The organism is Parapedobacter luteus (assembly GCF_900168055.1).
Classification (GTDB): Bacteria; Bacteroidota; Bacteroidia; order Sphingobacteriales; family Sphingobacteriaceae; genus Parapedobacter; species Parapedobacter luteus.
The window spans coordinates 452,041-477,274 of the sequence record NZ_FUYS01000001.1 but is presented as its reverse complement, the minus strand read 5'-3'; the positions used below and the strand labels follow the sequence as shown (position 1 = coordinate 477,274).

The 25,234-nt window shown below is 50.2% G+C and carries 19 protein-coding genes; 3 read left to right on the top strand and 16 right to left on the bottom strand.

All coding sequences use genetic code 11. From position 1 onward, the window contains the following. The first annotated feature begins 24 nt into the window (after positions 1-24). Positions 25-486 (top strand): cold-shock protein, encoded by a 462-nt coding sequence (locus B5X72_RS01905; RefSeq protein WP_079715108.1) that lies wholly within the window; start codon positions 25-27, stop codon positions 484-486. Here the strand turns inward: B5X72_RS01905 and B5X72_RS01900 are convergent. Together B5X72_RS01900 and B5X72_RS01895 are read right to left on the bottom strand one after the other, a co-directional pair. Further along, positions 483-1,547: a fatty acid desaturase family protein gene (locus B5X72_RS01900; protein WP_079715107.1), complete on the bottom strand. Its 1,065-nt coding sequence runs from the start codon at positions 1,545-1,547 to the stop codon at positions 483-485. The genes B5X72_RS01905 and B5X72_RS01900 overlap by 4 nt on opposite strands. Before the next feature lie 177 nt (positions 1,548-1,724). Further along, a complete protein-coding gene (locus tag B5X72_RS01895; protein WP_079715105.1) occupies positions 1,725-1,916 on the bottom strand; it encodes a cold-shock protein in 192 nt (63 codons plus the stop codon). A gap of 206 nt (positions 1,917-2,122) precedes the next feature. On the opposite strand from B5X72_RS01895, the gene B5X72_RS01890 reads away from it, so the two are divergent. Continuing rightward, a complete protein-coding gene (locus B5X72_RS01890; protein ID WP_079715104.1) occupies positions 2,123-3,640 on the top strand; it encodes an acyl-CoA dehydrogenase family protein in 1,518 nt (505 codons plus the stop codon). An 81-nt stretch (positions 3,641-3,721) separates the two neighbouring features. On the opposite strand, the gene B5X72_RS01885 is transcribed toward B5X72_RS01890, so the two are convergent. The 12 genes from B5X72_RS01885 to B5X72_RS01830 form a co-directional block, all read right to left on the bottom strand. After that, a complete protein-coding gene (locus B5X72_RS01885; RefSeq protein WP_079715102.1) occupies positions 3,722-5,305 on the bottom strand; it encodes a calcineurin-like phosphoesterase C-terminal domain-containing protein in 1,584 nt (527 codons plus the stop codon). 119 nt (positions 5,306-5,424) lie between these two features. After that, complete coding sequence (locus B5X72_RS01880; protein WP_079715101.1) at positions 5,425-6,594, bottom strand: metallophosphoesterase family protein; 1,170 nt, start codon at positions 6,592-6,594, stop codon at positions 5,425-5,427. Between the two features lie 90 nt (positions 6,595-6,684). Beyond that, a complete protein-coding gene (locus B5X72_RS01875) occupies positions 6,685-8,280 on the bottom strand; it encodes a RagB/SusD family nutrient uptake outer membrane protein (RefSeq protein WP_079715099.1) in 1,596 nt (531 codons plus the stop codon). A gap of 23 nt (positions 8,281-8,303) precedes the next feature. Continuing rightward, entirely contained in the window at positions 8,304-11,258 is a 2,955-nt protein-coding gene (locus B5X72_RS01870; RefSeq protein WP_079715390.1) for a SusC/RagA family TonB-linked outer membrane protein, read from the bottom strand. 115 nt (positions 11,259-11,373) lie between these two features. Next, positions 11,374-12,417: a FecR family protein gene (locus tag B5X72_RS01865; RefSeq protein WP_079715098.1), complete on the bottom strand. Its 1,044-nt coding sequence runs from the start codon at positions 12,415-12,417 to the stop codon at positions 11,374-11,376. 61 nt (positions 12,418-12,478) lie between these two features. Beyond that, positions 12,479-13,003 (bottom strand): RNA polymerase sigma-70 factor, encoded by a 525-nt coding sequence (locus tag B5X72_RS01860; RefSeq protein WP_079715096.1) that lies wholly within the window; start codon positions 13,001-13,003, stop codon positions 12,479-12,481. Positions 13,004-13,150: 147 nt separating this feature from the next. Then, positions 13,151-14,557 carry a group II intron reverse transcriptase/maturase gene (ltrA, locus tag B5X72_RS01855; RefSeq protein ID WP_079715095.1) on the bottom strand — a complete coding sequence of 469 codons (1,407 nt, stop codon included), beginning with the start codon at positions 14,555-14,557 and terminating at the stop codon, positions 13,151-13,153. 514 nt (positions 14,558-15,071) lie between these two features. Then, positions 15,072-15,956 carry a metallophosphoesterase family protein gene (locus tag B5X72_RS01850; protein WP_079715094.1) on the bottom strand — a complete coding sequence of 295 codons (885 nt, stop codon included), beginning with the start codon at positions 15,954-15,956 and terminating at the stop codon, positions 15,072-15,074. Between the two features lie 526 nt (positions 15,957-16,482). Then, positions 16,483-17,391: a DUF6528 family protein gene (locus B5X72_RS01845; RefSeq protein WP_079715092.1), complete on the bottom strand. Its 909-nt coding sequence runs from the start codon at positions 17,389-17,391 to the stop codon at positions 16,483-16,485. Between the two features lie 7 nt (positions 17,392-17,398). Next, the gene (locus B5X72_RS01840) at positions 17,399-18,817 is read right to left on the bottom strand and encodes a RagB/SusD family nutrient uptake outer membrane protein (RefSeq protein ID WP_079715091.1); all 1,419 of its coding nucleotides are present in this window, start codon (positions 18,815-18,817) and stop codon (positions 17,399-17,401) included. Beyond that, the gene (locus tag B5X72_RS01835) at positions 18,814-19,602 is read right to left on the bottom strand and encodes a FecR family protein (RefSeq protein ID WP_176146061.1); all 789 of its coding nucleotides are present in this window, start codon (positions 19,600-19,602) and stop codon (positions 18,814-18,816) included. Before B5X72_RS01835 ends, B5X72_RS01840 begins: the two co-directional genes overlap by 4 nt. A 155-nt stretch (positions 19,603-19,757) precedes the next feature. After that, positions 19,758-20,372, bottom strand: a complete 615-nt coding sequence (locus tag B5X72_RS01830; RefSeq protein ID WP_176146060.1) for an RNA polymerase sigma factor — start codon at positions 20,370-20,372, stop codon at positions 19,758-19,760. 164 nt (positions 20,373-20,536) lie between these two features. Between B5X72_RS01830 and B5X72_RS01825 the strand changes: the two genes are divergently transcribed. Then, positions 20,537-22,132 carry an ArnT family glycosyltransferase gene (locus B5X72_RS01825; RefSeq protein ID WP_079715087.1) on the top strand — a complete coding sequence of 532 codons (1,596 nt, stop codon included), beginning with the start codon at positions 20,537-20,539 and terminating at the stop codon, positions 22,130-22,132. A 52-nt stretch (positions 22,133-22,184) separates the two neighbouring features. Here B5X72_RS01825 and B5X72_RS01820 read toward each other — a convergent pair whose 3' ends face one another. Together B5X72_RS01820 and B5X72_RS01815 are read right to left on the bottom strand one after the other, a co-directional pair. Beyond that, complete coding sequence (locus B5X72_RS01820) at positions 22,185-23,714, bottom strand: alkaline phosphatase family protein (protein WP_079715085.1); 1,530 nt, start codon at positions 23,712-23,714, stop codon at positions 22,185-22,187. Positions 23,715-23,750: 36 nt separating this feature from the next. Then, positions 23,751-25,229, bottom strand: a complete 1,479-nt coding sequence (locus B5X72_RS01815) for a SusD/RagB family nutrient-binding outer membrane lipoprotein (protein WP_079715084.1) — start codon at positions 25,227-25,229, stop codon at positions 23,751-23,753. Positions 25,230-25,234: the final 5 nt, after the last annotated feature.

Genomic DNA, 25,234 nt, shown 5'->3' with positions numbered 1-25,234 from the left:
TTCTTTAATTATTAATTAGCATAAATGGCAAAATCCCAAGAAACATTCAACAAAAAAGAACGAGCAAAAAAGAAACTTCAAAAAAGAAAAGAGAAAGAACTGCGCAGGGACGAAAAACGGCATGAACCCTCAAGCAAAGGCAAGAGCCTTGATGACATGATTGCGTATGTGGATGAAAACGGCAACATTTCTTCCACACCACCGGACCCCAAAAAGGTCAAGAAAATAGCCGTGGAAGATATCGTCATCGACACGCCAAAGGAAGCTCCGGTCGATCCGGATGCGCTGCCCACCGGGATCATCACGTATTTTGACGCGGCAAAGGGATATGGGTTTATCACAAACCAACAGTCACAAGAACGTATTTTCGTGCATGTGAAAAGCCTGGCTGAGCCAGGCGTCACCTTAGCCACCGGAGATAAAGTGGAATATACTGCAACAAAAGGTCCACGCGGCCTACAGGCCGAATCGGTCCGAAAGATCTAGCTCCTGCCCAGACGATAGATATGCCGGAGATGGGATGCAAACGCGTGTCCCATCGTCCGGTGTTCCAAATAGACAACACCGAATTCTTCACATGTCGCTTTTACCAGCTTGTTAATAGCTGGGTAATGCACGTGGCTAATGCGTGGGAAGAGGTGATGCTCCACCTGGAAATTCAGCCCGCCAAGTAGCCAGGATACTATCCGGCTGCCTGTTGCAAAATTGGCTGTTGTACTCAGTTGGTGAACCATCCATTCCTGTTCGATTTTTCCCGAATCCCCGTCGGCCACCGGAAATTGGGTAGACTCCACGACGTGGGCCAGTTGGAATACCACGGCCAGGCAAAACCCACAGGAAACGCCAACGATCAACCAGCCCAGTAAGGCTGACCAGCCGACCATGAAGATCGGTATCACAAGGTATACCCCGGCATAACACAGCTTTGTACCCCAGAAGATGAGGTGTTCGCGAAGCGGCATCGATTTCCTATCAGCTTTAATGCCCATTTTGCCGGAAAAATACTTTTCAAAGTCCTGAAACAATACCCAAGCGATATACGATATCCCATAGAGTACAAACCAATAGGCAAACTGAAAGCGATGGAACCATCTTCTGGGCTGATCCGCATGCATACGCATAAACTTGATGTCGATGTCGTGATCAAGGCCATCCACGTTGGTATAGGTATGGTGGCTGATATTGTGCTTTTGTTTCCAAAAATAGATTGTGCCGCCGAGCATGTTTAATGTATAGGCAGAAACATTATTGAGCCAGGCTTTCTTCGAAAAGCTCTGGTGCCCGCCTTCATGCATGATATTGAAGCCGACTGTTGCAAAGGTCACCCCCAGGAGGACACAAAGCACACAAGAAACCCAAATCGGCATGGTGAGAAAAAGTAGCGCCAAATACAGCGCCACGGCTATTGACACCAACAAAATACTTTTGATATATAGTTTTCGGTTTCCCGTACTGGATAGGCCGTGAGTCTTGAAATAATCGTGCACCCGCGTGCGAAGCGTGCTGGCAAACGGTTTGTTTGTGCTGTTGAAACTGATTTTAGACATGTGAATGTGATATAATAAATAATTACCGAAGATACAGGTTTGATCTTGGGCAATGGCATCGTGGAAGAAGGTTTAACGATTTTTAACAAAGGGCACGGGCATCTGCCCAACCCGATACAAATAAAAACCATCCGGCGTAAATTACCGGATGGCTTTATACAATATCTGAAAAATGGATTAGATCAATTTGACATTTACTGCATTTAGGCCTTTCTGGCCTTGTGCGACTTCAAATGAAACATCGTCATTCTCGCGGATACGGTCTTTCAACCCTGATGAGTGAACAAAAATCTCACGTCCACCGTCATTGGGGGTGATGAAACCGAAACCCTTGGTTTCATTGAAAAATTTTACTACGCCTTCTTGCATGGCATTTTGAATAAAAAATGAATAAAACTATTAATTGCGATAAAGATAAAAATAAAATATTGAAAATCAGCCATTTTTTATCATTATTTTCCAAACGCACATTTTCCGCGGAAATACCTCGTTCCTGCAAACAACTAAAGAAACATACCAAAAGACAAGCAAAATTCATTAGTTTTGCATGCAGACCAGCTAATTAAATTAATACATTGGTATCTTCGAAAGCACACCCGGATAACGGCGAAAACCTACCCAACTTCATTGCCCGGTTTGAAAAAGCCCTGCATGAAGCATTTTATAAAGAGGCTGACATCAATCAGCTTAGCTTACAGCGCGGATTGCCTCCGGCCGTCTGGAAGCGCATCATGGATGAGGTCCCCCTTGCTGTAGCCATACCAGAAGCCTACGGAGGGCGGGGTGCTATTGTGAAGGAATGCCTTGCTTTGTTGGCATCGGCCTCGTATGAGTCGCTGCCATTATCACTTACCTTCGGCATCAACATTGCCCTGTTTTTGGAGCCTGTCGCAAAGTATGCCGCAGCTGACGTGAAAGCACCTATTTTCGATGCGTTTTTAAAACACCAGCGCATGGGCGGGTTGATGATCACCGAACCCGATTATGGAAGCGATGCGCTCAATATGCGCACGGCCTACATGCCACACGAATCGGGCTATCGCATCAAGGGCACCAAGCACTGGCAGGGTCTTACGGGGCAAGCCGACTTTTGGCTGGTCACCGCCCGCAAACAATTGCCCAACGGCGAGTTGGCGCGTGACATCGATTTCTTCATCAGCGACAACAACGTGCCTGCCCAACACATCAAGGTGGAGAAGCTGTTTAACAACCTCGGGCTGTACATGATTCCCTATGGGTTGAATACCATAGACATTGAGGTGCCTGCCAACCAGCGGCTACAACCCGAAAGCACGGGCCTGAAAATGATGCTCGACATCCTCCACCGCAGCCGGATGCAATTTCCCGGCATGGGCATGGGCTTCATCAAGCGGATGCTGGATGAGGCGGTAAGCCATTGCAGCCAGCGCATGGTGGGCAGCGGCAACCTATTGGCGTTGGATTCGGTACAGTTCCAGCTCTCGCGCATCCAATCGGCGTATACCATCTGCTCGGCCATGTGCGCCCGGAGCAGTGCGATCAGCGGCATACCATATAACCTGTCATCCGAAGGCCTGGAAGCCAATACCATGAAAGCATTGGTAACCGACCTGATGCAGGAAGCGGCCCAGCTATGCTTGCAGGTTTCTGGCGCCAATGGCTATAAAATCAGCCACATTGCCGGCCGCGGCATCGTAGACAGCAGGCCCTTTCAGATTTTTGAAGGATCCAACGAAATGCTGTATACACAGATCGCTGATATCCTGCTCAAGAAAATGAAAAAAGCGAAAGTAGACAATCTGTTCCAATACCTGTCTGCTGGCGAGCTCACCAAACAAGCTGCGCCCCATTTCAAGAAATCGCTTGATTTCTCGCCGGGGGAAGTACTGACGCAGCGTAAGCTGGTCGATCTGGGCAAAATTATCAGTCGCACAACAGCTGCGGGTTATGTGCTATCCCTAGCGGATAAAGGGTTCCGCAGCGATTTGGTGGAGGGATGCCTGGAAAACCTAAGCATGGACATTGCCCATTTGGTATCCAATTTTTACCTCGATAGCCGGGCGCAAGTAATCAATGACTATACTTCGGCTAGCGACTGGAAGGCATTTGTTTAAGCCTATGATCTCCCAAAAAAAACCACCCGTCACCTCATCAAGGTATACGGGCGGCACTAAGTTGATTATTAACTAAATCGGTTATTGCGCTATCGGCGGTTCAGCGAGCCGATAGGTACTTTGTTGTGTAAACGTCCTTCCAAACATATCCGTGGCGCGTACTTCAATACGATGCTCACCTACGGGCAAATTGGTCGGGATATTCGCCCGCCAAAGGTGGGTGCTATTCACCGCATTGGACGGCCGGCGCCCGGGCATCAACTCCTCCGTCGTATCCCAACGGTATAGCAACCGTACAAAATCGGGGTCCGGTGCTTCGACGTAGTTCATGGGCTTCCAATCGCCGTTGCCGACACGGTACTCCACCTTGTTGCCTTCGTGTCCCATGAAAAAGTTGGCAAAAATACCCGACGACGTACTGCGCCCTTGTGCAACCACTTTCGGATGGAAGAGCTTAATCTGGAACTCGTTCGGCTCGTTTGCAACCTTATAATCAATGACATATTGATTGCCACTGATGCGAAGAAAAGCATACCCCTTGGGTGTACCGTCGCGCATGGTCGATACCGGCACGCCACGTTCATCGAGCTCGCCGGAATACCAATCACCCGAGGTCGTACCTGCATTATATTCGTGGTGTGGCTTGTCTTGGCGCCAGCCTGCCTCGCGGCCATAAAAATTCTGGCGCTGCAAATGCGTATGGGCCGACATGGACAACGTATAGGGGTAGTCTTTCAATAAATCGAACAGCCGTTGGCGATCCGCATCACGGAATGCATCTTCATTGTTGTGCAACAGGGGGATATGGAAGGCCAGCACAATCAGTTTATCCGTACTTACGTGCTTTAAGTTGTTTTCCACAAAATCCAGTTGGTCTTTGCGAAAGCCGCCCCAGTAGCCACTGCCATCGCGCGGGTCTGGATACAGGATGTCGTCGAGTACAATGAAATGCGCGTTGCCATAATTAAACGCGTAGTTGGCCGGGCCGAAACTCGCTTCATAAGTCTCATCGGCCAACGAATCGGCAGGAGCATCGTAATCCATGTCATGATTGCCCATCAGGTTATACCAGGGAACGCCAATCTGCGCCACGGTGTTCCGGTACGCTTCGTGCATCGACAAGTTGTCGCCAACCAGATCGCCCAAGCTCAGCCCAAAGGCAACATTTGGTATAGCCTTCACTTCGGCTACCACCCCCCTATTGAAGTTTTCCATATCCTCATCCGTATAAGGTTGTGGATCACCGAAAATCAAAGCGGTAAAATCGTTAGGCTCCTCCCGCTTCGTCAACGGGAAATCAACAGCTTTCGGCAGTGCTCCGGTAGCCGCTACGCCACCGTATTTCAATGCCGGCGAACCATTCGGTTTATGGATATAATAAAATTGAGGAAGGTTGTTTTCATCTACGGGCACGGCGTATCCCGACGGTTTAATTACAAAAATGATGTTATCAGCCCCTACGGGCAGCTCATAACGCCCGCTTTCATCGGTCTTCGTCACCTGCACGCCATTACTTACCGAAACGCCCGAAATACCTTGCTCGCGGCGATCGCGCCGGCCATTACCGTTTGCATCGTCATAGACATACCCGGTTACGACCGATTGGCCATATAACAGGATACCACAAAACAGCGAAAGAAAAGTTAGAATTAGTTTTTTCAACATGGAATCACTTTTAGTTTCTGGCAGACAAAGAAACGGCCTAATCGCCAATTAAACATTAATCTTATGCTACCTTATTGTTAAGTTACACCCCATAGCTACGCAGCGATCTGTTCGCGTATCTAATTTACAGATGCCCGGCTCGCCCCCGCGGTGACAGCCGAATGAAAAGGCACCACAAACCGTTCGAACAATGTAGCTTCCGGCTTTTCCAGGGAGATGGCTTCCTGGGCAAGCGTATAGTATTCGCCCACCAACTGTAGGCCCTCTTCCAGCTTTTTGACACTGATTTTGAGAAAACCGTAGCGGTCATCACAGTAATTTTCCAGCCTCACCTGATGGATGGCTGGATGGCCGTCTTCCACGCGTACATCACCCAAAGGGGCAATCGGATGCAAATCGGCATAACCACCAGCGCCAGCCACGATATAAGGCAGTACGCTCCCGTCTTCATAAGACTTGGTAAACCGCTGATAGTTGTGCACATGCCCACTGAAAACGATATCAGGCCTCACGCCGGCCAACTTGAATGCATGTTCAAGAAACGCAATCATCGCCGGGCTGGACCCGTGGTTGGTATCCGCAGAATAAGGAGCATGATGCAGACAGACGATGACAGCCTTATCCGGGCGCAGGCTATTTGAATAACGAAGTTCTTCCACAAACCAATCCTGTTGCTCGGCGGTAATAGCACCGTGCTTCATGACATTGGCATAGAGCCCGATGAAATGAGCGAGCGGCGTTTCCAAAGCCCAATACACATTGGGCTGTACCATGCTTAGCCGCTTACTGCCATTCCCAAATATGACCTTGCGTGGATAGGTATCGCAAAACACATCCATAAACGCGTCCAAGCTCTGGTAAAGGAGGTCGCTGCCCGGATTGACATCGCCATCATGATTGCCCGCAATGGCAAATATCGGCCCAGGATAGTCTTCATAAGGTACGAAAAACTGCTTCGCATACTCGCGGGCCTCGCCATGATTGTACACGATATCCCCCAAGTGAAACAAAAATGCCGGCCGCTCGCAGGCTGGCCCATCGTTATGAGCCTGTTGTGTCATTGCCGAAGCAATTAACGATTGAAACGCCGAGTGCCGCACGCTACCCGTGTCGCCAATCATGTGAAAACTCATGCCTTCCGCCAACCGTTCGTCTCTACCACGCAGTACGTCACGTATGTTTAACCGATAAGGGTATACGCCCGTCGGATGGGGCAACGGCCTGAATAGATGGGAGTCATCCGGCACATGCCGCAAAAAAACAGGTCCTGTCCGTCGTACATTTGCCATATCACAAAGTTAACATGATATTACAAAGTTAACACGGGTATATTAAACCCGTGTTAACGAACGACTAAACATCTATGTCTTTGCGCGCGGTTATTGATACCCGGTATTCTGATCCAGGTTCGGATTGAGCGTGCGTTCGCTCGTGGGTACCGGGTACAGGCGCATGTTAGGATTGCTGTCCGTTTTATATCCCCAGCTATCTTCAAATCTACCGAAGCGAATCAAGTCATTCCGGCGCCAGCCCTCCCACGCCAGTTCCCGTGCGCGTTCATCCAGCAGTTCGCCAAGAGATACACTTTCCACCAGCGGCGCGTGCGCCCGTTCACGAATTTTATTGACCAGCAGCGCAGGCGTTTGCAATTCGCCATTGACAGCTGTGGCAGCCGCCCCGCGGAGGATAGCTTCTGCTTTCATCAGGTATACGTCTGCCAACCGGAATACCGGCATGTCGTTGTTTTGATAGCGCGTGCTCGGATTGGCATTCTTATCGGGATAGTATTTGATGGAACGTACACCCCGCGCTTGTCCCAGCACATCATTTCCGATATCCATGGTTGCCGGAAACCGCAACGGCATTTCGGGCGTAAATTCGAGATGCCATTCGATAGGTGCCGTGCCATCGGCACCTTCATAGGTCTCATCGAGCCCCTTCTTTGTGGTGCTGATGGTGATTGGCGTGCCGTCCCAGTTGTATTGCTTACCAGCCAACCACGTATCGTTGCGCACATCGCCCTCCAGATTAAACAGCGCATAATAGTCGGCAATGGTGCTTAGCGCAATGCTTGGCCTGAAAGGCAGCTCATATTTTTCCTGAATGGCTGTGTGCAGGCCGTAACGATTGAAGTGATTTCCTTCCGCTACGTTGGCGTCGTAAGGCACCGCAAGGATTGTTTCCTGGATTTGCGCCCCATTGTCAGGGGCAAAGATGCTCATGTAATCGGCATCAAGACTATACCGCCCTTCAGCAAGGATGTGATCACCCATTTCTACCGATTCGACGTAACGTGGCGTACCGGTGTAATACTCCGCATTCAGATACAGTTTTTGTAGCAATGCATAAGCCGCAAACTTGGTGGGACGCCCATAGGTCAATTGCCCCACCGTGGTTGACAGGTCGGGCAAGGCCGCCTTCAATTCTTCCTCGATGTAAGCAAACACCTCCACACGTGGCGCGGTTGCCGGTGCATCGGTTTCGCCAAACGCCCGGATGATGGGAATGTTGCCGAAGAGGTCCATCATAAAAAAGTAGAAGAGAGCTTTCATCGTCCGTACCTCAGCCACGGTCATCGCCTTGGTTTCGGATTCAGGGGCCGACTCAAACAAGTTGAGTATCCGGTTGCAGGTATTGATACCGCCGAACCCCCACTCCCAGACATCCTTCACAATGATGTGGTCCGGATTCCATGTATGGTAGTGCAATGTCCGGAAGCGACCGCCATCGTCGTAGTTGCCCCCTCTCGCGGGGATGATGGCTGCATCGGTCGAATGTTCCTGCAATCGCCAGTAATCCACGGCGTACCGCGAGCGAAGCTGCGTATATATGGGGCCGGTGGCTGCCACAAACGATTCGGGCGTGGTGGGGAAATTGCCGGGTGTGTATTCCGATTCGATAGGCACATCCAAATCGGTGCAGGAAGCTGCGCCCATCAAGAGCAGTGCAGCGCATATTTTCATCGATTTCTTCATCGTATTATCTCCTTAGTTATCTATTAAAAAATCACATTCAAGCCAAAAATGAACGAGCGCGTTTTGGGGTAGTAATTTCCGTTGTCAATACCGGGGGTAAGCCCGCCCATGTTGATTTCCGGATCGATACCCCGGTAATCGGTGATAACAAACAGGTTGTTACCGGATGTATAGAGCCGCAACGTGGACGCGTTTTTCAGCTTAAACGTATACCCCAATGTCGCATTGTCCAGCCGGAGGTATGAGCCGCTTTCGATATACCGATCAGACAGCAGGTAGGCATTGTTGTCATTGGCCGCTTCGTCTAAGGTAAAGACCGGTATGTTCGAAAACGTCGCTTCACCGGGGCTATTCAGATCGGCCAGCGTAGCGTTCATGATTTTATTGCCCGACACGCCCCGCAGGAAAAAGTTGAAGTCGAAATTTTTATACCGGAAGGTGTTGTTCCATCCGTAGATAAATTTCGGCTGCGCATTGCCTGCAAAAGCGAAATCGTCTGATGTCGGTGCCGTGGTCGGATTGCCTTCCCGGTCGTAGATCAATGTTACGCCTTCTTCATTTTTGCCCGCATATCGCCAGGTATAAAACGTGCCGATGGGATAGCCTTCCTGTACAATCTGCGACGAGTTGCCCGACTGGCCTTTGCCGCCGAGGTAAGCGGTGTAGATTAACGGCAGTTCGAAGTTGTCATTCGATAGCGATATCAGCTCGTTCGTATTGTGGGAAAAATTCAGGGAAGTCCTCCACGTGAAATTGCTATTGCGCAATGGCGCTGCGTTGAGCAGCACTTCCACACCGGTATTTTTCACTTCCCCGGCATTGGCGGTCAATTGGTTGACGAAATATTGCGTGGTGGATACCGGGTACGTCCATATCAAATCAGATGTCCGCTTGTCATACCAGTCTATTGAACCGGACACCAAGCCGTTAAACAAGCCGAAATCCACGCCAATATTCAACATGCCGGTCCGTTCCCACTTCAGGTCGGGGTTGGCATTCTGGAATGGCCCAATGGCATTGATGAAACTACCGTCATAATAAAATCGCTGTGCCGAGCCGTACAGCAGCGTGGCGGTGAATGCATCAAATCCTTGTGAGTTGCCCGATACACCGTAGCCGGCCCGCAGTTTCAACAGGTCTACCGCCGTTGCATCCTGCATAAATCCTTCATTGTGCAGCAACCATCCCGCTGACACCGCCGGAAAGTAGCCCCAGCGATTGTTTGTGCCGAAAGCGGAAGATCCGTCTCTGCGGATAGACGCCTGCAAGAGGTATTTATTATGAAGGGTATAGTTTGCCCGCCCATAAAATGAGATAATTCGCTGCGTTTGTATCCGCATATTGCCATAATCTACCGGAACGCCCGCCGGTGGATCACCCAGCCCGGGATTGTTGTACCCGAGGTCATCGCTCACAAACCCTTGATTGGACGTCTGGAAGCCGTCGCCGAACTTATCTTCCTGCCACGAATATCCGGCCAAGAGCTTCACCTCGTGTGCTCCAAACAAGCGGTCATAATTCAGGTACGTCTCCAGTATCCGCTTGGTGTTGTTTACCGTATTGCGTACTGCCCTTCCGTTGGCATTCTGATACAATCCGGACAGGCTGTTGTAATAAATGTTGTTACTTACCTGCTCGTCCTGCGCCGAGATATTCAGTGTGTATTTCAATCCATCAAAGATATCCACTTCAGCTTGCCCGCTGGCCAGCAGGGTTTTCACCTTGCCATCAAAGCTATTGTTGTCAATAAGCGATACGGGGTTCAGGTAGTTGCGCGTACGCGACCAGTCTTCCGAGTAGGTACCATCGGGCTTTTTCACCGCCACCGTGGGCAGGTATTTGAGCATATTGGAGTAGACCAGATCATGCACATCCTCGGTGTTGGTGATGCTGTTTACCAGTGAAAAATTTAGCTTCAGGCGGTCGTCAAACTGCCGGTGCTGGATATTCGTACGGAGGTTGAACCGCTCCAGGGATGTACCCCGGATAATGCCTTCGTTACTGAGGTAGTTGATGCTCGCACCGTAAGCCGTCTTGGCAGCAGTGCCCATGAACGACAGGTTATGGTTGTGCGAAACGCCCGTACGGCTCACCTCCTTCTGCCAATCGGTATCACTGCCATCGTCATCGCTGGCAGCCAGCGACCTTCCGTTCGCTTCGAGGTATTGGCGCAACTGCGGCCCGCTCAACATTTCGATGGCATTCGACACCTGCTCAGCAGCGGTATACGCACTATAAGACAGGCGGGTTTGCCCCATCGCAGCCTTTCTGGTCGTAATCATGATCACCCCGTTTGCCGCACGCGCGCCGTAAATTGCGGTAGAGGATGCATCCTTCAACACATCGATACTGACAATGTCATCTGGAGCAACCAGATCAATGGAAGCCCCCGGCACACCGTCAATCACGTAAAACGGCTCCTGGGCACCATCGCGCAAGGTAGACGGCCCGCGCAGGATAATCGCTCCACGATTGTTCGGGTCGCCACTCTTGGTGATATTTAATCCGGCAACCTTACCCTGCAAAAGTTGTCCGGGCGAGCTGAACACCCCGGTGTTGAAATCGTCCTCATTCACGGATTGTACGGCGCCGACCAGGTTTTCTCGCTTGGTATTGCCATAGCCGACCACGACAATCTGGTCCAACTCGGTGGTACCCTCCTGTAGTTTTATAGCCAAGGAGATACGTTCGCCCCGGACGACACGATAGCCTTCGAGCCGTTGCGTCTCATACCCCAACGAGGAGACGACAAAAGCATACGGACCGCCCTCTGGGAGTTGTTCGAATTGAAACAGCCCCTGTTTATCCGTTGATGTCTGGCGATCGATGTTTGCTGCCTCATTGACCACCCTTACCGTTGCTCCAGCGATCGGTTCGCCCGTAGCGTCCTGCACGATGCCATTGACCATCGCTGCTTGCTGTGCAATGCCCCAATGGCTTGCCATTGACAGGATAAGCAGCATAAAAAATTGTCTCATCCTGCATTTTTGTTTTTGTTTTTGCATACGAATCGTTGTTTATAATGATAAAATTGACCATACTCTTCCCCGTACGCCCCAACTGAGGCGTTTGTCATCCTTGCTACCGGATAGCTTATTGAATAATTATGCGATAATGCTGTTCGTCTGTCCGTTCGAGTTTAAGGTGGTTGAGTGCACATATGATTTGCAACACCTGCTCCAACCGTTCCTGTTGTATATCTACCGTACCTGTGTAAGACACTTTGCCCAAGGCCTGCCGATCGAAATCAATATGGGCATCGTACTCCTTGGCAAGACGCGTTATCACATTGTCCAGTGCCATGTTATGAATAGCCAGCACCGTCCCATTGCGCGTGATCGACGGACGCGTATTATTGTTCTTTGGTCTGCTCACCGCAGGCTTCGAGATGCCGTGTCGCAGGTCGAAGGCACCACGGGCACCCGGTGTCGACAAATACTGTTCCTCATGATGCTCATCGGTGTGCCAAAGCTTCACCTTTCCGCTGTGCAGCCACACTTGCACCCGGCCATCCACTGCCGAAGCATCCACGGTAAACGATGTACCCAATGCCGTCGTAGCAAAGCCGCCCACCAAAACCGTGAAAGGCCGCGTGGTATCACGGGCTACATCAAACCGGGCTTTCCCCCGTAGCTGGATATCGCGCCGATCTGCATCAAACGGTTCCTTGAAGCGTATATTGGCTCCTTTGTGCAACGACACCTTGGATCGATCGGCCAACACAACATGCATCACGGTGGCCGTATCATTGGATACGGTTTTCCAAGCGGGGATTACCGGCAATTCCATGGCCGCCAAGCGTTGTTGTTCGCGTATTGCCCATCGATGTGCCTGTATTTTCCAGAAAAGTGAGAGGCCGCCCACGACCAGCAGCATACTCGCGACGGCATACCAGCCCGGAAGATAAAACTGAAAAACTTTACCGCGCTGTTGGGATATCCCCTGTTTTACCGCATTGGCTATCCGTACGCCTGTCGCTTCGGGCAAGCGGTCCACTTGCTGAAATGATTCCCAATCATCTTCTCCCAGCAAATGGTCGCCAAGCGGCTGCTTTTCGTCCAGCAGTGTACGCAGCAGTTTTTTCCGCTTATCGGCCGGATGCCTGCTCAGGTTATCCTGTTGTTCTTCACCGTTCATACCGATAATACGGCTGTCGAGGCCTTATCCCCTACCGGTTAATAATTAGTTAACACAGGTGTCAAAGCAAGAAGGTCAACAACGATTCTTTGAGGTGGCGCAAGGCCTTGGCAATGTGGTTTTCGACAGTCTTAGGGGATATGGAAAACAAGTCAGCAATCTCTTTATGGGTGAGTCCCTGTTCGCGGCTGAGGTTGAAAATTGTTTGCTGCATATACGGCAATGAGGCAATGGCTTGCTGGATGTGACGCAGCAAGTCTTTATTTTCTATCGCGTCGATAAGGCTATCGGTAAAGGGGGTATGTGCTGATTCCTGGGCGTATTTCAACCGGGCCTGCTCCTTACGGAGCTCATCAATAAGTACCGACTTGGCGATCTGAAACAACTGGGATGCCAGTGGAATGGCCGGATCCAGTTTGCTTCGCCGTTGCCACAGGCGGATGAAAGTCAGTTGCACCACTTCCTCGGCCACGAAATCCGAACCAATCTGTTTCTGGATATAGTAATAAAGGCGCTCGTGGTATTGTTGAAATACCTTCTCGAAGACCTGCTCGTCTCCCTGAACGATAGCCAAAGTCGCTTCCATGCAACTGCAAAAATTTAGAACAGCTATTTGGTTAACGCGAAGTTGATGTTATGAAATTGTTATATAGAATCGAGTAGGAAGTAAGGGATTATTTCCCTTACTGTCCTCTCACACCACCGTACGTACCGTTCGGTATACGGCGGTTCCTTAAGTTTTGACATGAACCTTTTTGTAGTAATCCGACAGAAAGGCATATCCCGCTTGGCGTAGCCTATCGTTGGTCAGGGAAGTCGCAAGAATGTAGCTGTTGGCTGTGTACCAGTAGCCTTTTCTTGTATTCGCCCATTCCCATGCCTTGGATTTGTTTACGCCCAGTTTGATTAGGTTGGCCAGTCTGGTCCTGATGCGTTTCCATTGTTTCCAGATGACCATCCTGAGCCGTCTCCTGTACCATTCGTCAACTTTTTGCAGGAGGCTTCCCATGTCCGCCAATTTGAAGTAGTGCACCCAGCCAATGATATACTGGCGGAGTTCCTCTTTCCGGCGCTCATTCCCCCAGCCATTGCCACGGCATGTAAGCTCCTTGATTTTGGCTTTCATTTTCATAGCACTTTTGGGGTGGATGCGCAGACGCCCCAACCCTTTCTTCCTGTAAAAGGAGTAGCCCAGGAATTTGACGCTCCGGGCGGGGACGACCCGGCTTTTCTCCTTGTTGACCTTGAGCCGCAGCTTCTGCTCGATGAAGGGAACAAGACTGCCCATAACCCTTTCCGCCCCCCGTTTGCTTCTGCAGAAAACAATAACGTCATCTGCATAACGTGCAAACCGGTGGCCTCTTCGCTCCAGTTCCTTGTCCAGTTCGTCCAGCATCACATTACTCAATAGTGGGCTTAGGGGACCTCCTTGCGGCACACCCAGCTCACCGGGTTCATAATGCTCACCGATACGGATGCCTGCGTTCAGGTATCTGTGTATCAGCGATACCACCCTGCCATCATCTACCCTGCGGGAGAGCAGTTCGACCAGCCGGCTATGGTTGACCGTGTCAAAGAACTTTTCCAAGTCCAGATCCACCGCATAGGTATAGCCTTCGGTGATGTGGTTCCTGCTTTTGAGTAGGGCTTGGTGGGCATTGCGTGCTGGCCTGAAGCCATAGCTGTTTGGGGAGAACCCTGCTTCATAGAGCGGCGTCAGTGCTTGACTGATGGCCTGTTGGATCAATCTGTCGATGACCGTGGGTATCCCCAGCATTCGTTTACTTCCGTTGTCCTTGGGGATTTCTACCCGCCGGACGGGGTTCGGGCGATATTTGCCCTGTAGGATGGATGTTATGAGTTCTTCTTTCCGGTTCAGCAGGTAATCCCTGAGGGAATCAACCTCCATGTTGTCCACCCCGGCTGCTCCCTTATTGCTTGTTACCTGTTTATAGGCTGCGTTCAGGTTGGCCGGGGATACGATGAACTCGAGCAATCCATGACCCGTTTTACTGTCCGTGGGGTTATTTTCAGTTATCCACATGAAGGTCTGCCCTCCCACGTGGGCGTCAGATTCCGTCCTGGCTTGATGTGGGCAGGTCTCTGATTGATTCGAGATTTTCTGCTTTTTACCCTTCATCTGGTAACATTCGTTTACTTCCCACTCCTTAAGGTTTGACCCTTCGAACTTTGGTGAGGCCTCGTTGGTGTACAACGCTCGTTACTGGTTCTACTATGGTCGCTGCTGACTTCTCACGACAACTGTTGTCCGCGCTTCCGAAAAAAACGTCCGCACGTCCGTGAGACCTCCCCGGGTAAGAACGATAACTTTCATCCCATATACCTGTTGCATTTACCATGTTGTCCCCGTGCAGTATGGGACTTCGATTCGTGTTGCAATCTCATCCAAACAACTTTGGCCTTATATGCACTTCCTGTTCGTCAGGCCGGGAGTTTGCCGCCGGCTTCCTTCAGATTCCACCTCGCGGTGGACACCCTTGCCCTTGGCTAACACTTCCTACTGCAAAGCGTGTTCGGGACTTACACCCTAGAGTTATCGCCCATGCCGGGCGCACAACAAAAACCCATCCATGCCAGCTCATGGATGGGTTAATTATCACCGTCAATTCAGGTCGGCGTCAGTTTAACGGATGTTAAAATCCGATATATTTCCACTTAAAGCCCTCCTCCTTAACATCGAAAAGAAGAAACCCCCGGGGGCCGAAATTGGTTCCCCGCCATGTCGGGCGTCCGGCGACCGAGCCGCCCGTAATGAAATGTGTCCGGTTTTCCACATTCAGATCTTCAAGCCAATGCAGGTGCCCTTGAAGGACCAGCCTGAGGTTATGCTTCTTAAATACCGCCAGCAATGCATCCCGATCGACGATGGCGGGTCCGGCATCGTTGTTTTGGTCCGGTCTGGGATACACCTGGTTGAACGCCGTTATCAACGGAATGTGCAGGGTTACGACAATAGGAGTCTCTGGAGATACGCCAGCCAGATCACGTTGTAGCCAACGCAGCTGGTCTTCCCCAATTTGCCCGAAGTACTTTTGCCCAGCCACGTCCAATGCATTCAATACGATAAAATGCCAGCCCTTATGATCAAATGCGTAATACGTATCGCCAAAATAACGCTTGAACATCCCGTATTTATAGTCCGCATGGGTAGAATCTTCCATACTTTCCGGATAGATGGCAAACAATTCGTGGTTGCCTACCGTGTTGTGCACCGGTACCTTTATCCGGCTGCTCAGGGTTTTGTACAACGTGAATAGCGAATCACCCTTGGCCTTATTGCCACGCATGACGTCAAACACTTGATCACCGCCTGAAATCACAAAATCGACATCGAGCTTATTGACGGTATCGACGAGCCGGTTAAAAGCAGCCACCACCGCCGAATCCGGCCGGATATGCACATCCGTCATGAACACAAAGGAAAAGTCCGTTTTCCCCACCGCGTCAGCTTGGCCGAAGCCGGATGTTAAGGTTCCAACGAAAACCAGCAAGAAGCTGATAAAATGTCTAACATTCATATGCCAAATTAATTAAAACCAGGATTTTGAGGCATCATATTCGTCAGGTTGGCATCGATGTGGTTGCCTTCTTTTAATTGAGTGAATAACTGTTCATTGCTCCAGTTGGCGACGACTTCCATGGTGGTGGGCAAAATTAATCCAAAGACGGCGTACCGATGGCAGAAGACGTGTTATGAATTGGTTAAGTTTATATATAAAATCTCCGGAATCCCAGTTTTTCGATACTTGGCTAATTGGAGAGACATCGACAGAAAATTAACGCGTCACCGCAAAAAAAGCGGTCAACGCCGTTGTGACTACGGCTATCCAGATAATGGCGCGTTGCTTGGCCTTGCGCGACGATTGTCTATCAATTCCCTATCAATGAAGTTTTCCACATCGCAAAGTTAGCGGAGCAATGCAACTAAATCAGGTACAGCATGTTATGATTTTGTTAAAAAAGTTTATTAACGAGGCCGCCCAAACAATGATAGGCGGCCTTCGGGTACATCGTATTGAATGGGTACGCCCTGCCCTTCGGGATCTAGGGCGCCACCCTTACCTTGTATAACCTAATGGATGGGATGGGAAGCGTAAACGCTGGGGTTTGCCCATAGATATTAAATGTCCACCAACTTTGTTCGGCAATGGTATACACGAGTTTGCCGGTATCCTGGTTATAATTCGCTGATTTCACGTTCACGCGGTTTGCCAACGGGGTAAAAGGTTCGAAAAAGCCTTCGCCGGTGTCATGAAAGAGCCATACATGATGATGAGTAGAGACGATAAAATGCGACTCATCCACTTTGCTTAAGTCGTGGCCGCCATCGTCTGGCAACTTATACGATTTCACCAGTTTCAACGCTGGTTTTTCAGACGACCAGTTTACCAACTCGTAGGCCCTCAGCTCGTCAAAGCCGAGCGCCAGCAATTGCTTTCTTGATTCGTTCCAAACGACCCCATGCCCCGAATACAAGCTGTCTTTATAGATGACCCGTTCGCTGGTCCCAATGTCATAGATCTCCAGACTATTGCCCAGCTCATGGGTTGAATTGGCAACCGCTATGCGATTGCCAGGCAATAGATCTGCTGAGTGGGCCATAGGCGTCTTTGCATAGAAAAGTACCTTCTTGGACGCAATATCAAGCAGCACAGTGGCCCCACTCGATGAAGTAATGAGCAGCTTGGTGTTACCATCAACCGGTTTGCATTCATCCAACGTGGCCAACAACGGTTGGTATGCGGCTGGCAATTGATTTTTCGACTCGCTCGCCCGCCAGGTCCATTTGCATTTTACCACATTCTTCTCAGCCGCTTTACCGTCAAGTATGAACACTTGATCATCTCCACATGCAATCAGGTCGCCGGCTTGCAATACGCCATCGCCCGCTATGCAGGAAATATGGATGAACAGGCCAACGAACAGGGTTATGAAAAACATCTTATTCATCATTCAAAATCTACCAATTTGGATTATTAGGTGCCAAAGCGGGATTTTCCTGTATTTCGTATGCAGGCACCGGCCAAAGGTAATCCCGGTCCTTATTGAACCTCCTGATCAGCTTTTGCGTATAATTATGCGTATGGATGGGCGCATTCATCACCACTTCTGCGGTTCGCCACCTGATGATATCCATGTAATAATATCCCTCGCCTGCAAACTCGATTCGCCTTTCCAGACGGATTAGTTCCCGCATCCGGGCCTGGTCGTTCATTGCCACATAGTTGGCCACATCGGATGGATCGTAATGCTGTATTGGCGGCATCCGGACATTACCCCTGCCCCGTACGGCATTGATGGCTTCGTATACGCTTTCGTCAATCTGGCCCAATTCGGTTTTGGCTTCGGCGTACATCAGCAATACGTCGGCGTAGCGCAATACGATATAATTGATATCCGATTGATTGCCATTTTTGATCACATTGTTATAGGCATTATCCTCGTCGTAGATGCTGTATTTTTTATAGGTATAGCCGGTCTGAGCGAAAGTGCTATGAGTTACTGTCGTTCCCCGATACTGCGAGCCGGGCCATACCAACGTCATCCGGAAACGCGGGTCCCTGTTTTCCCAATACCGCTCTGCATTGTATCTTGAAGAAGTTGCGATGTCCGCACCGTCGTCCATCAGGTAAGCGTCTACGAGATCCCGAAGGGGCGCGCTGGTATCGAATTGACGGCGAATCAAGTCAAACGAATGGCAATAATTCGGAAAAAGGTACTGCACATCAAAGATGACCTCGCTGTTGTTCTCGTTTTCGGGCATAAACAGTCCACGATAATCAGGAAATATGCTATATTTTCTTAAATCCATGACCTGCTGGGCAGCTGCCGCAGCTTCGGCATAATAGCCGTGGTAAAGGTATTGCCTAGCCTTAAGCGCATAGCAAGCGCCCTTGGTCGCTCTTCCTGTCTCTGTAGCATCCACACCCAGCACCTCGGCGGCTTCGTTCAGATCGTTGATAATCTGCGCAAAGATCTGATCTTTAGGCGTCCTGGGCAAGGTATTATGCTCCTTGACAGGAGGATCCAGAATAAGGGGTGCATCGCCGTAATAATTGATCAGCAAGCTATAGTAAAGGGCCCGAAGGAATTTCGCCTCGGCGATTCCCTGGTTTTTCTTCCCTTCATCCATCGGGATATCCCGAACCTTCGCCAGATACGTATTGCATCGGCCGATACCTTCGTAGGCATGCGCCCACCGGTTATTAATAATTCCGCTATTTGAAGCGTCATGAATACCCTCCGCTATGCGAAAAAAGCCAGATGCACTGTTGTAGTCTGTAGCATTGGGCGTAGCGGCATCTTCCCAAAGCGGGGTAGCCCAGCTCCCGCCGCCGTATATACCTTCTTTGCGTAGCGTCTGGTAACAGGCTGTCAACCCTGCATCCGCATGCGTTTCGGATTGCCAAAACGTAGCTCACCGTTTTTCCAGCTCATCGCCAGCGATACGTCCGTCATTTGCTTGATACCCGTTTTATCTACTGCGTGATAAATCACCTGCTCGCCTTTTTCCAGCATCCATCCCAGGCTGTCATGTACGGCGTTTACCGATACCTTTCCAGTGGCAACGGTGACCGCTTGCTCCGTTTCGCCTTGGTAGCTTTTTATATTGAATGATGTACCCAATACCTTTATATCCAGCCCAGTTGTATGAACCAAAAAAGGCCTTGTTGAATCAGGCCTTACTTCGAAGAACGCCTGGCCTTCAAGAAATAGCTCCCGCCTATCCGACTGGAAATTTTTCGGGTAGCGGATTGTGCTGACGTTGCCCAGCCATACACGCGAGCCGTCGGCGAGGGTCAATAATTTACGCTGCCCGGCAGTGGTGCTATGCGTCATGTAAGTGACTTCCTGCACCTGCGCTTGGTCGGCTGATCGATGAGGCCGGCTGAGCCAAAACGTAAAAACACATACCAATATCGCTGCCGCGCTCGCTGCCCAAACAAATTTGACCTTCCGTGACCTCCCAAGCATCGGAGGTTGCGTCACTTTCCGTAGTTCACTCATGGAGCGCTCTTGCCATTCGTCAACGGTCTGCTTATCCATTCCTTCACCGGTGTCCAACTGGTCAAGCCACTTCACCACCAACGCTTGTTCGTCAGGCGATGCCGTTCCTTCCATTACCTTTTGGTATAACACCTCTAATTTGCTGTTGTCTTTCATCACTGGTTTCCTCCAACTGCCGGGGCAACTACTGCCCCCGCAGATCACCATATGCACTATGCCCCAAGTTATACTATAGTAAAGCACCAAAAGCCAAAACATACCAATGCTTGGACATTAAGCTTCTATGAATATTGATTAATGATTTATTAACACTAGCCCGATATGATCCACCAAAGCAGGGCGATACTCAACGTAGACAGGTTTTGTGCTTCCAGGGATTTACGGAGGCGCTTCATGGCAATGTGAAGGTGGTTGCGCACCGTATTTGGAGAAAGGTTGAGGTGATCGGCTATTTCGTCGATGGTAAAATGCTGTTCGCGGTTAAGCAGGAAAACTTCGCGCATCCTATCCGGCATTTGTGCAACCGCAAGGGCTATGGCATCCATGACGGTTTCAAACTGGCTTTCAAACACCTGATCTATCGATTCACCGGGCTGGACCACCGGTTGTTCGCACGCCATGAATATCCTGAAATTCTCCAGATGCCGTTGCTGAAATCCTTGTGTCCGGAAATAGGTGATCAGCTTATACCACAACCGCTTTTTAAGCCAGGCGAGTGACAACTGATGCAAAGGGAAAACATCCCGCTTATTCCAGAGCTCCAAAAACAGCTCCTGCAACAGATCGTAGGCCTCGTCCCGATCACCCAATTTCTTACAGGCCAAACGAAACAATACCGACCAGAATCTTTCATGCAGCTGCTCAAAAAGTTGTTCAGCAGATGCAGGTGCTTCGATTTGTATACTCCCTTGCTTCGCTGTCTTCACGCCAGCAAAGTATAGCATTGGATATTTATTCAACGCGAAACTAAAAAGAACAAATTATTAAAAGGGGACGGCGGTTTGCCTTTTTTGTGAAGCGGACATTGATTTTTAACCGAAAGATAGCATCTGGATAACATTTCGGTAGCATCAAAGAAATAAGTTTAAGGATGCTGGAAAAAACAGACCCCTTGAAACGTGCTGGTATGCCGCTTCTATTTTTGACAGCCGCCTTTATGCTGCTGTTTAACCTCGGAACGCCCCCGATCTACATCCTTGACGAGGCAAAAAACGCCCAGGCAGCACGGGAAATGCTGGAACAGGACGAGTGGGTCGTGCCTACGTTCAACGCTGAGCCCCGGTTACACAAACCGCCACTGCACTACTATTTCATGCGTGTCTCGTATGCGATGTTTGGCGTCAACGCTTTTGGTGCCCGGTTCTTCTCTGCGGTGATGGGATGGCTCACTATCTGGATAACCTGGTACTTCGTACGCAAGTTCATCGGAAAACGTCCGGCGTGCTGGACTGCGATGACGCTGTTGCTCGCCACCCACTTTGTATTCGAATTCCGCCTTGCCGTTCCGGATCCATATTTGATTTTCTTTTTTACGGCAGGGATGCTATGCTTTTATGCTTATGCCATTGAAAAGCGTATCAAATGGCTCCTGCTGTCGGCCATCGCCATGGCGTTGGCTGTGCTGGCAAAGGGTCCTGTCGCTTTGTTGCTCGGCGGCGGCGCAGTGCTTTGCTGGACGTTGGTCGGCAAAAGGTTTGCGATCCTTTGGTCATGGAAGACCCTGGGCTACGGGCTGCTCATCCTGGCGCTTGCACTGCCCTGGTATATCGCCGTGCACCGAGCCACAGAGGGGGCGTTTACACGAGAATTTCTTTTCACCCATAACTTGGAAAGGTTTGGAAAACCAATGGAAGGCCATGGCGGCAGCCCACTGCTTATCCCGTTATTTGTCTTCGTGGGATTACTGCCCATGGCCGTATTCCTACCCAGCGCCTTCAGGCGAAGGGCAGTGGATCATCGCAACCCGCTCGTGCTGCTGTCGGCGTGTGTCGCGATACTCACCATCCTGTTTTTCAGCCTATCGGGCACCAAACTACCCAACTATCCGATGCCCTGCTACCCATTCGTAGCCATTATCATCGGTACGGGCATCTCATCGCTGCTCCATGTAAAGACTTTTGATGTACGGTATGTGCTCTGGCCCTTGCTTGTGATTTTCGCTGGTTTATTTGGTGCCGCGCATATAGCGCTGTCAGTGGAGCAAACGTTGATAGGTGTACGCTTTCTGCCACTGATTTTTCTCATCCCGGTTATCGCGGTGGCTCTTGGTCTTTTCCTGCTGCACAGGATGGGTGTCAAGTTCGTGCTTTACGTGCTTGCCGGCGGCTATATCGTATTCAACCTCGTGGCTATCCAGGTGGCTTACCCCGCGATTTACCGACAGAACCCCGTGACCAAGATGGCCCCCTTTCTTGACCCCGACGAGCAGCTGTACGCCTATAAGCTGTATAATCCGGCTTTCAATTTCTATCTGAACAAACCGATTATCGTCCTGCACGATGAAGTGGCTCTTCAGGAACTGCTATCCCGATCGCCGCAAGCCAAAGTCATTGCAAGAGCGCGTGAACTGGAAGCACTGACCGGTATCCCCATAAAACTGCTGGCCAAGGAAAAAGACCTGTTTGAGCCTCCCGTCAGTGTTATCTTCAGCGGCATGGCAGACACAGGCGGTCAGATAGCGCGTTAGCTGGCTCAAGGCAAGGAGCTTTGCCTCCCGAATGGGGGAGGCAAAGCGAAGGTTATTGCGGCCCGGTTCGTCTTGTCCTGCCAAAATCGAGGTACCGATGACCATCTATCGTAGACAGTTGTGCTTCTACTTCGTATGATCCCCATGTACCAGCCGCGTTGCTTTTCACGGTTTCTATCTCAACCTTGGGCGTGGCACCTCCACGCTCGTCAGCAAAAAACTCCGAAAGTACCCGGCCGTCCATTTGCCCGGCTCGTCCGATACCGTGCAATGCCAGCACGGTGGGCATGATGTCGATAAAAGACGAAGGCAGCTCAGAGACATATCCTGCTTTAAAGGCAGGGCCAAACAATACCATGGGTGTCCGGATTTCGTGTTTACTGATTCCACCATGGCCTGCCGCAATGCTGCTTTTGCTATGCTGTACGCCTTGGTAACCATATTCGTTTACCTTGTCATCCCAAGCATATGCCACCAAAATATCGGCCGCCCTATCTGGGTGATTCCAGTGAATGATATCAAATGACAAGGTGCCTGCGACAATACCTTCCGGCATGCCCGGGGCCTTAGCGGCGGTAAATAGCGGACCTACCCAGGGCTGCTCCTGCAGCTTGGCTACGATATCCGCGATCACCGCCGCATCACGGTTTTTTACAAATATGGCGCCATCAGCAACGATAATATCATCCGATTGCACATCGCTCTTGAGCTTCTCCTCAATTAAAAAGTCGCGCAAGGTTTGATCGCCCTCATAGGTGATAAATCCATGATCGGACGTTACGATAAGGTTTACCTGACCCGTCAGGTTCCGTTGCTCCAATGTATCCAGTATCCGGCCGAGTTGCGCATCCATGACTTTTACAGCTTCCAGCGAACGTGGAGAGCCGATGCCTGTGGCATGCTGGGTGGCGTCAGGCTCGGAATACCAAATGGAACTGACTTCCGGTCCGTCAGTTGCCAACCCGAAATGGATGAAAGCATCGGTAATCCACATATGCTTGGCATAGCCGTTTCCTTGCTGCGATTTCACTTCGCCTATCGCTGCTTTCACCTTCGGTTCAAGAGATTTAGGCAGGACAAATCCGGGATGGATGATGGCTCCTTTTATCTGCGGATTCTGAAGAAATGCCTGTCCGGATGTCCCGGAGCTGAACGCATAAAGCTGCTTACCATTTTCTGCCAGTAGCTCGCCGGCCGAGGTAGCTGTGAGCAACCGATGCCCCGACAGGCTATCCACGGCGAGTAAATCCGCCATCGAACCGGTGTCATAAATTTCGGTATTGCCGAGGGTAGGCACGTGGATGGAATTACCCAGAATGCCATGCCGAGCAGGATACGATCCCGTGGCATAGGAAGCTGAGTTTACACGGGTCACCGTGGGAAACACGCTGTGATTATTATTGGCATAACCAGCCTGCTGTTTGAGCTGATACAAACGGGGCATCAACTGCGGTGTGATGTAGTCCGGACGCAGTCCGTCAAAAATTACGATCACCGTTTTCATTTCGGATTGTGCCCATACCATGGATGACATCATCAGGCACGACGCCATCAACAAGGTGATTTTTTTAAGGGGTTTCATTTTATAAAATACGTTAGATAAGTGATTAGCTATCGATTACTCGGTGTCCCACCAAACGCGGATGTAACAATCGTCCCCGCCCATTTGCTCTACGGCCCTGGCCAAGTTTTCCGCATTCAAGGACTGAAGATACAGCGGATACGGCGTCCTACGTGGAAATACGCGGTCTGCTGGAATACCACTCCCTTTTTGCAAGACGGGATATCCCGTTCTACGTTTTTCGAACCATGATTGGTAGTCCACGAAAAACGATGCATAGTATTTTTGCAGCATGATCTGCTCAAGCTGTCGTTCGAAAGACTGGTCGCTATCGTATACAATACCTGGGCGGCCTAAGAAGTCCGCAGGCATCGCTACATCCCATTGTTCCATGGAAGCACTGATCGCTTTATCATAGTGTTCTTTTGGCGTCCCGCCGCTTGAAAATTCCCTTAAAGCCAGTTCGGCTTTGATAAACTCGACCTCTGCATACGACATGATAATACCCAATTGTGGCAATGTCTTAAGGATATCCGTATAATTTGAGTTAGCATCGACATCATATTCTACGCCTACGGGGTAACCGCTTTCTATCCCCCGATAAACCTGCTGGCCATTGTCGGTCACCGTACGTGCCCAAATGGTTCTGCGTGGATCGCTGGTTTCATTCAGTTTAGCTAAGAAAAACGTCGTAAAGTAGCTACCATCACGCCAGTCCAATGTACGTGCATTGTAAAAAGGATTGTAGTAGGGAAATACGCCGGTATACCTAAAAATGGCTTCATCCTCGTTTGACTCAAACAAGGGATATTGGGCTGGGTTAGCCAGCATCTCATTGATTTGGCCTGTTACGTCGATTTCACCATCGCGCTCCCGTATCCGCAGCAATGATCGCAGCTTCAACGCGTTGCAAAGCTTCTTCCATTTGACCATATTGGCAGCACTGTTATGCCCATAGTAAATCATATCTCCACCATATAGCAAGGCTTCATCGGTATGGATGAGTGCATTCGCTTCGTCAAACCATGCTAATACACGCTCATATACGGCTTTTTGCGTATCAAAGGCTGGCAGAAAGTTGCCATCTTCACCTTTGGTGGCTTCCGAGCACGGAATATCCCCATATAAATCAGTCAATATGGTAAACATGTATGCCTTCAATATTAGCGCAATCGCCTTGTAGTTGTCTTCGCCCAGCTGGTCTGCGATGGTATAAAGATCGTCCACATCCAGCAAGCATTGGTAATAATTGGTCCAAATGCCATCCCTCGGTGCGATAAACCACCGCATGACACTATTCAAGCTGGTGCTTGCCCGTGGTGCATGTACCTGCATAATTTCGTGTGTGAAATTTTTAGCATCGCTCATCTTGGCGTTAACAATACGGTATTGGAGCTGGCCCAATAAGACGCCGGGTGTTGCTTCTTTCGGCCGATTGGGATCCAGGTTCAAGTCGTTGAATTGTTTTTCGCAGGACACCAGGAGCGTCAGCATACCTGTAAACAGCCCGAGTATTCCGAGGTTTCTTATCTTCATTTTCA

Excerpts from the sequence above, each read along its gene's own strand:
- B5X72_RS01825 (WP_079715087.1), top strand. The coding sequence starts at position 20,537 with ATGCTGGAAAAAACAGACCCCTTGAAACGTGCTGGTATGCCGCTTCTA.
- B5X72_RS01835 (WP_176146061.1), bottom strand. The coding sequence starts at position 19,602 with ATGAAAGACAACAGCAAATTAGAGGTGTTATACCAAAAGGTAATGGAA.
- B5X72_RS01815 (WP_079715084.1), bottom strand. The coding sequence starts at position 25,229 with ATGAAGATAAGAAACCTCGGAATACTCGGGCTGTTTACAGGTATGCTG.
- B5X72_RS01860 (WP_079715096.1), bottom strand. The coding sequence starts at position 13,003 with ATGGAAGCGACTTTGGCTATCGTTCAGGGAGACGAGCAGGTCTTCGAG.
- B5X72_RS01865 (WP_079715098.1), bottom strand. The coding sequence starts at position 12,417 with ATGAACGGTGAAGAACAACAGGATAACCTGAGCAGGCATCCGGCCGAT.
- B5X72_RS01880 (WP_079715101.1), bottom strand. The coding sequence starts at position 6,594 with ATGGCAAATGTACGACGGACAGGACCTGTTTTTTTGCGGCATGTGCCG.
- B5X72_RS01870 (WP_079715390.1), bottom strand. The coding sequence starts at position 11,258 with ATGAGACAATTTTTTATGCTGCTTATCCTGTCAATGGCAAGCCATTGG.
- B5X72_RS01820 (WP_079715085.1), bottom strand. The coding sequence starts at position 23,714 with ATGAAACCCCTTAAAAAAATCACCTTGTTGATGGCGTCGTGCCTGATG.
- B5X72_RS01900 (WP_079715107.1), bottom strand. The coding sequence starts at position 1,547 with ATGTCTAAAATCAGTTTCAACAGCACAAACAAACCGTTTGCCAGCACG.
- B5X72_RS01875 (WP_079715099.1), bottom strand. The coding sequence starts at position 8,280 with ATGAAGAAATCGATGAAAATATGCGCTGCACTGCTCTTGATGGGCGCA.
- B5X72_RS01905 (WP_079715108.1), top strand. The coding sequence starts at position 25 with ATGGCAAAATCCCAAGAAACATTCAACAAAAAAGAACGAGCAAAAAAG.
- B5X72_RS01895 (WP_079715105.1), bottom strand. The coding sequence starts at position 1,916 with ATGCAAGAAGGCGTAGTAAAATTTTTCAATGAAACCAAGGGTTTCGGT.
- B5X72_RS01885 (WP_079715102.1), bottom strand. The coding sequence starts at position 5,305 with ATGTTGAAAAAACTAATTCTAACTTTTCTTTCGCTGTTTTGTGGTATC.
- ltrA (WP_079715095.1), bottom strand. The coding sequence starts at position 14,557 with ATGAAGGGTAAAAAGCAGAAAATCTCGAATCAATCAGAGACCTGCCCA.
- B5X72_RS01845 (WP_079715092.1), bottom strand. The coding sequence starts at position 17,391 with ATGATGAATAAGATGTTTTTCATAACCCTGTTCGTTGGCCTGTTCATC.
- B5X72_RS01850 (WP_079715094.1), bottom strand. The coding sequence starts at position 15,956 with ATGAATGTTAGACATTTTATCAGCTTCTTGCTGGTTTTCGTTGGAACC.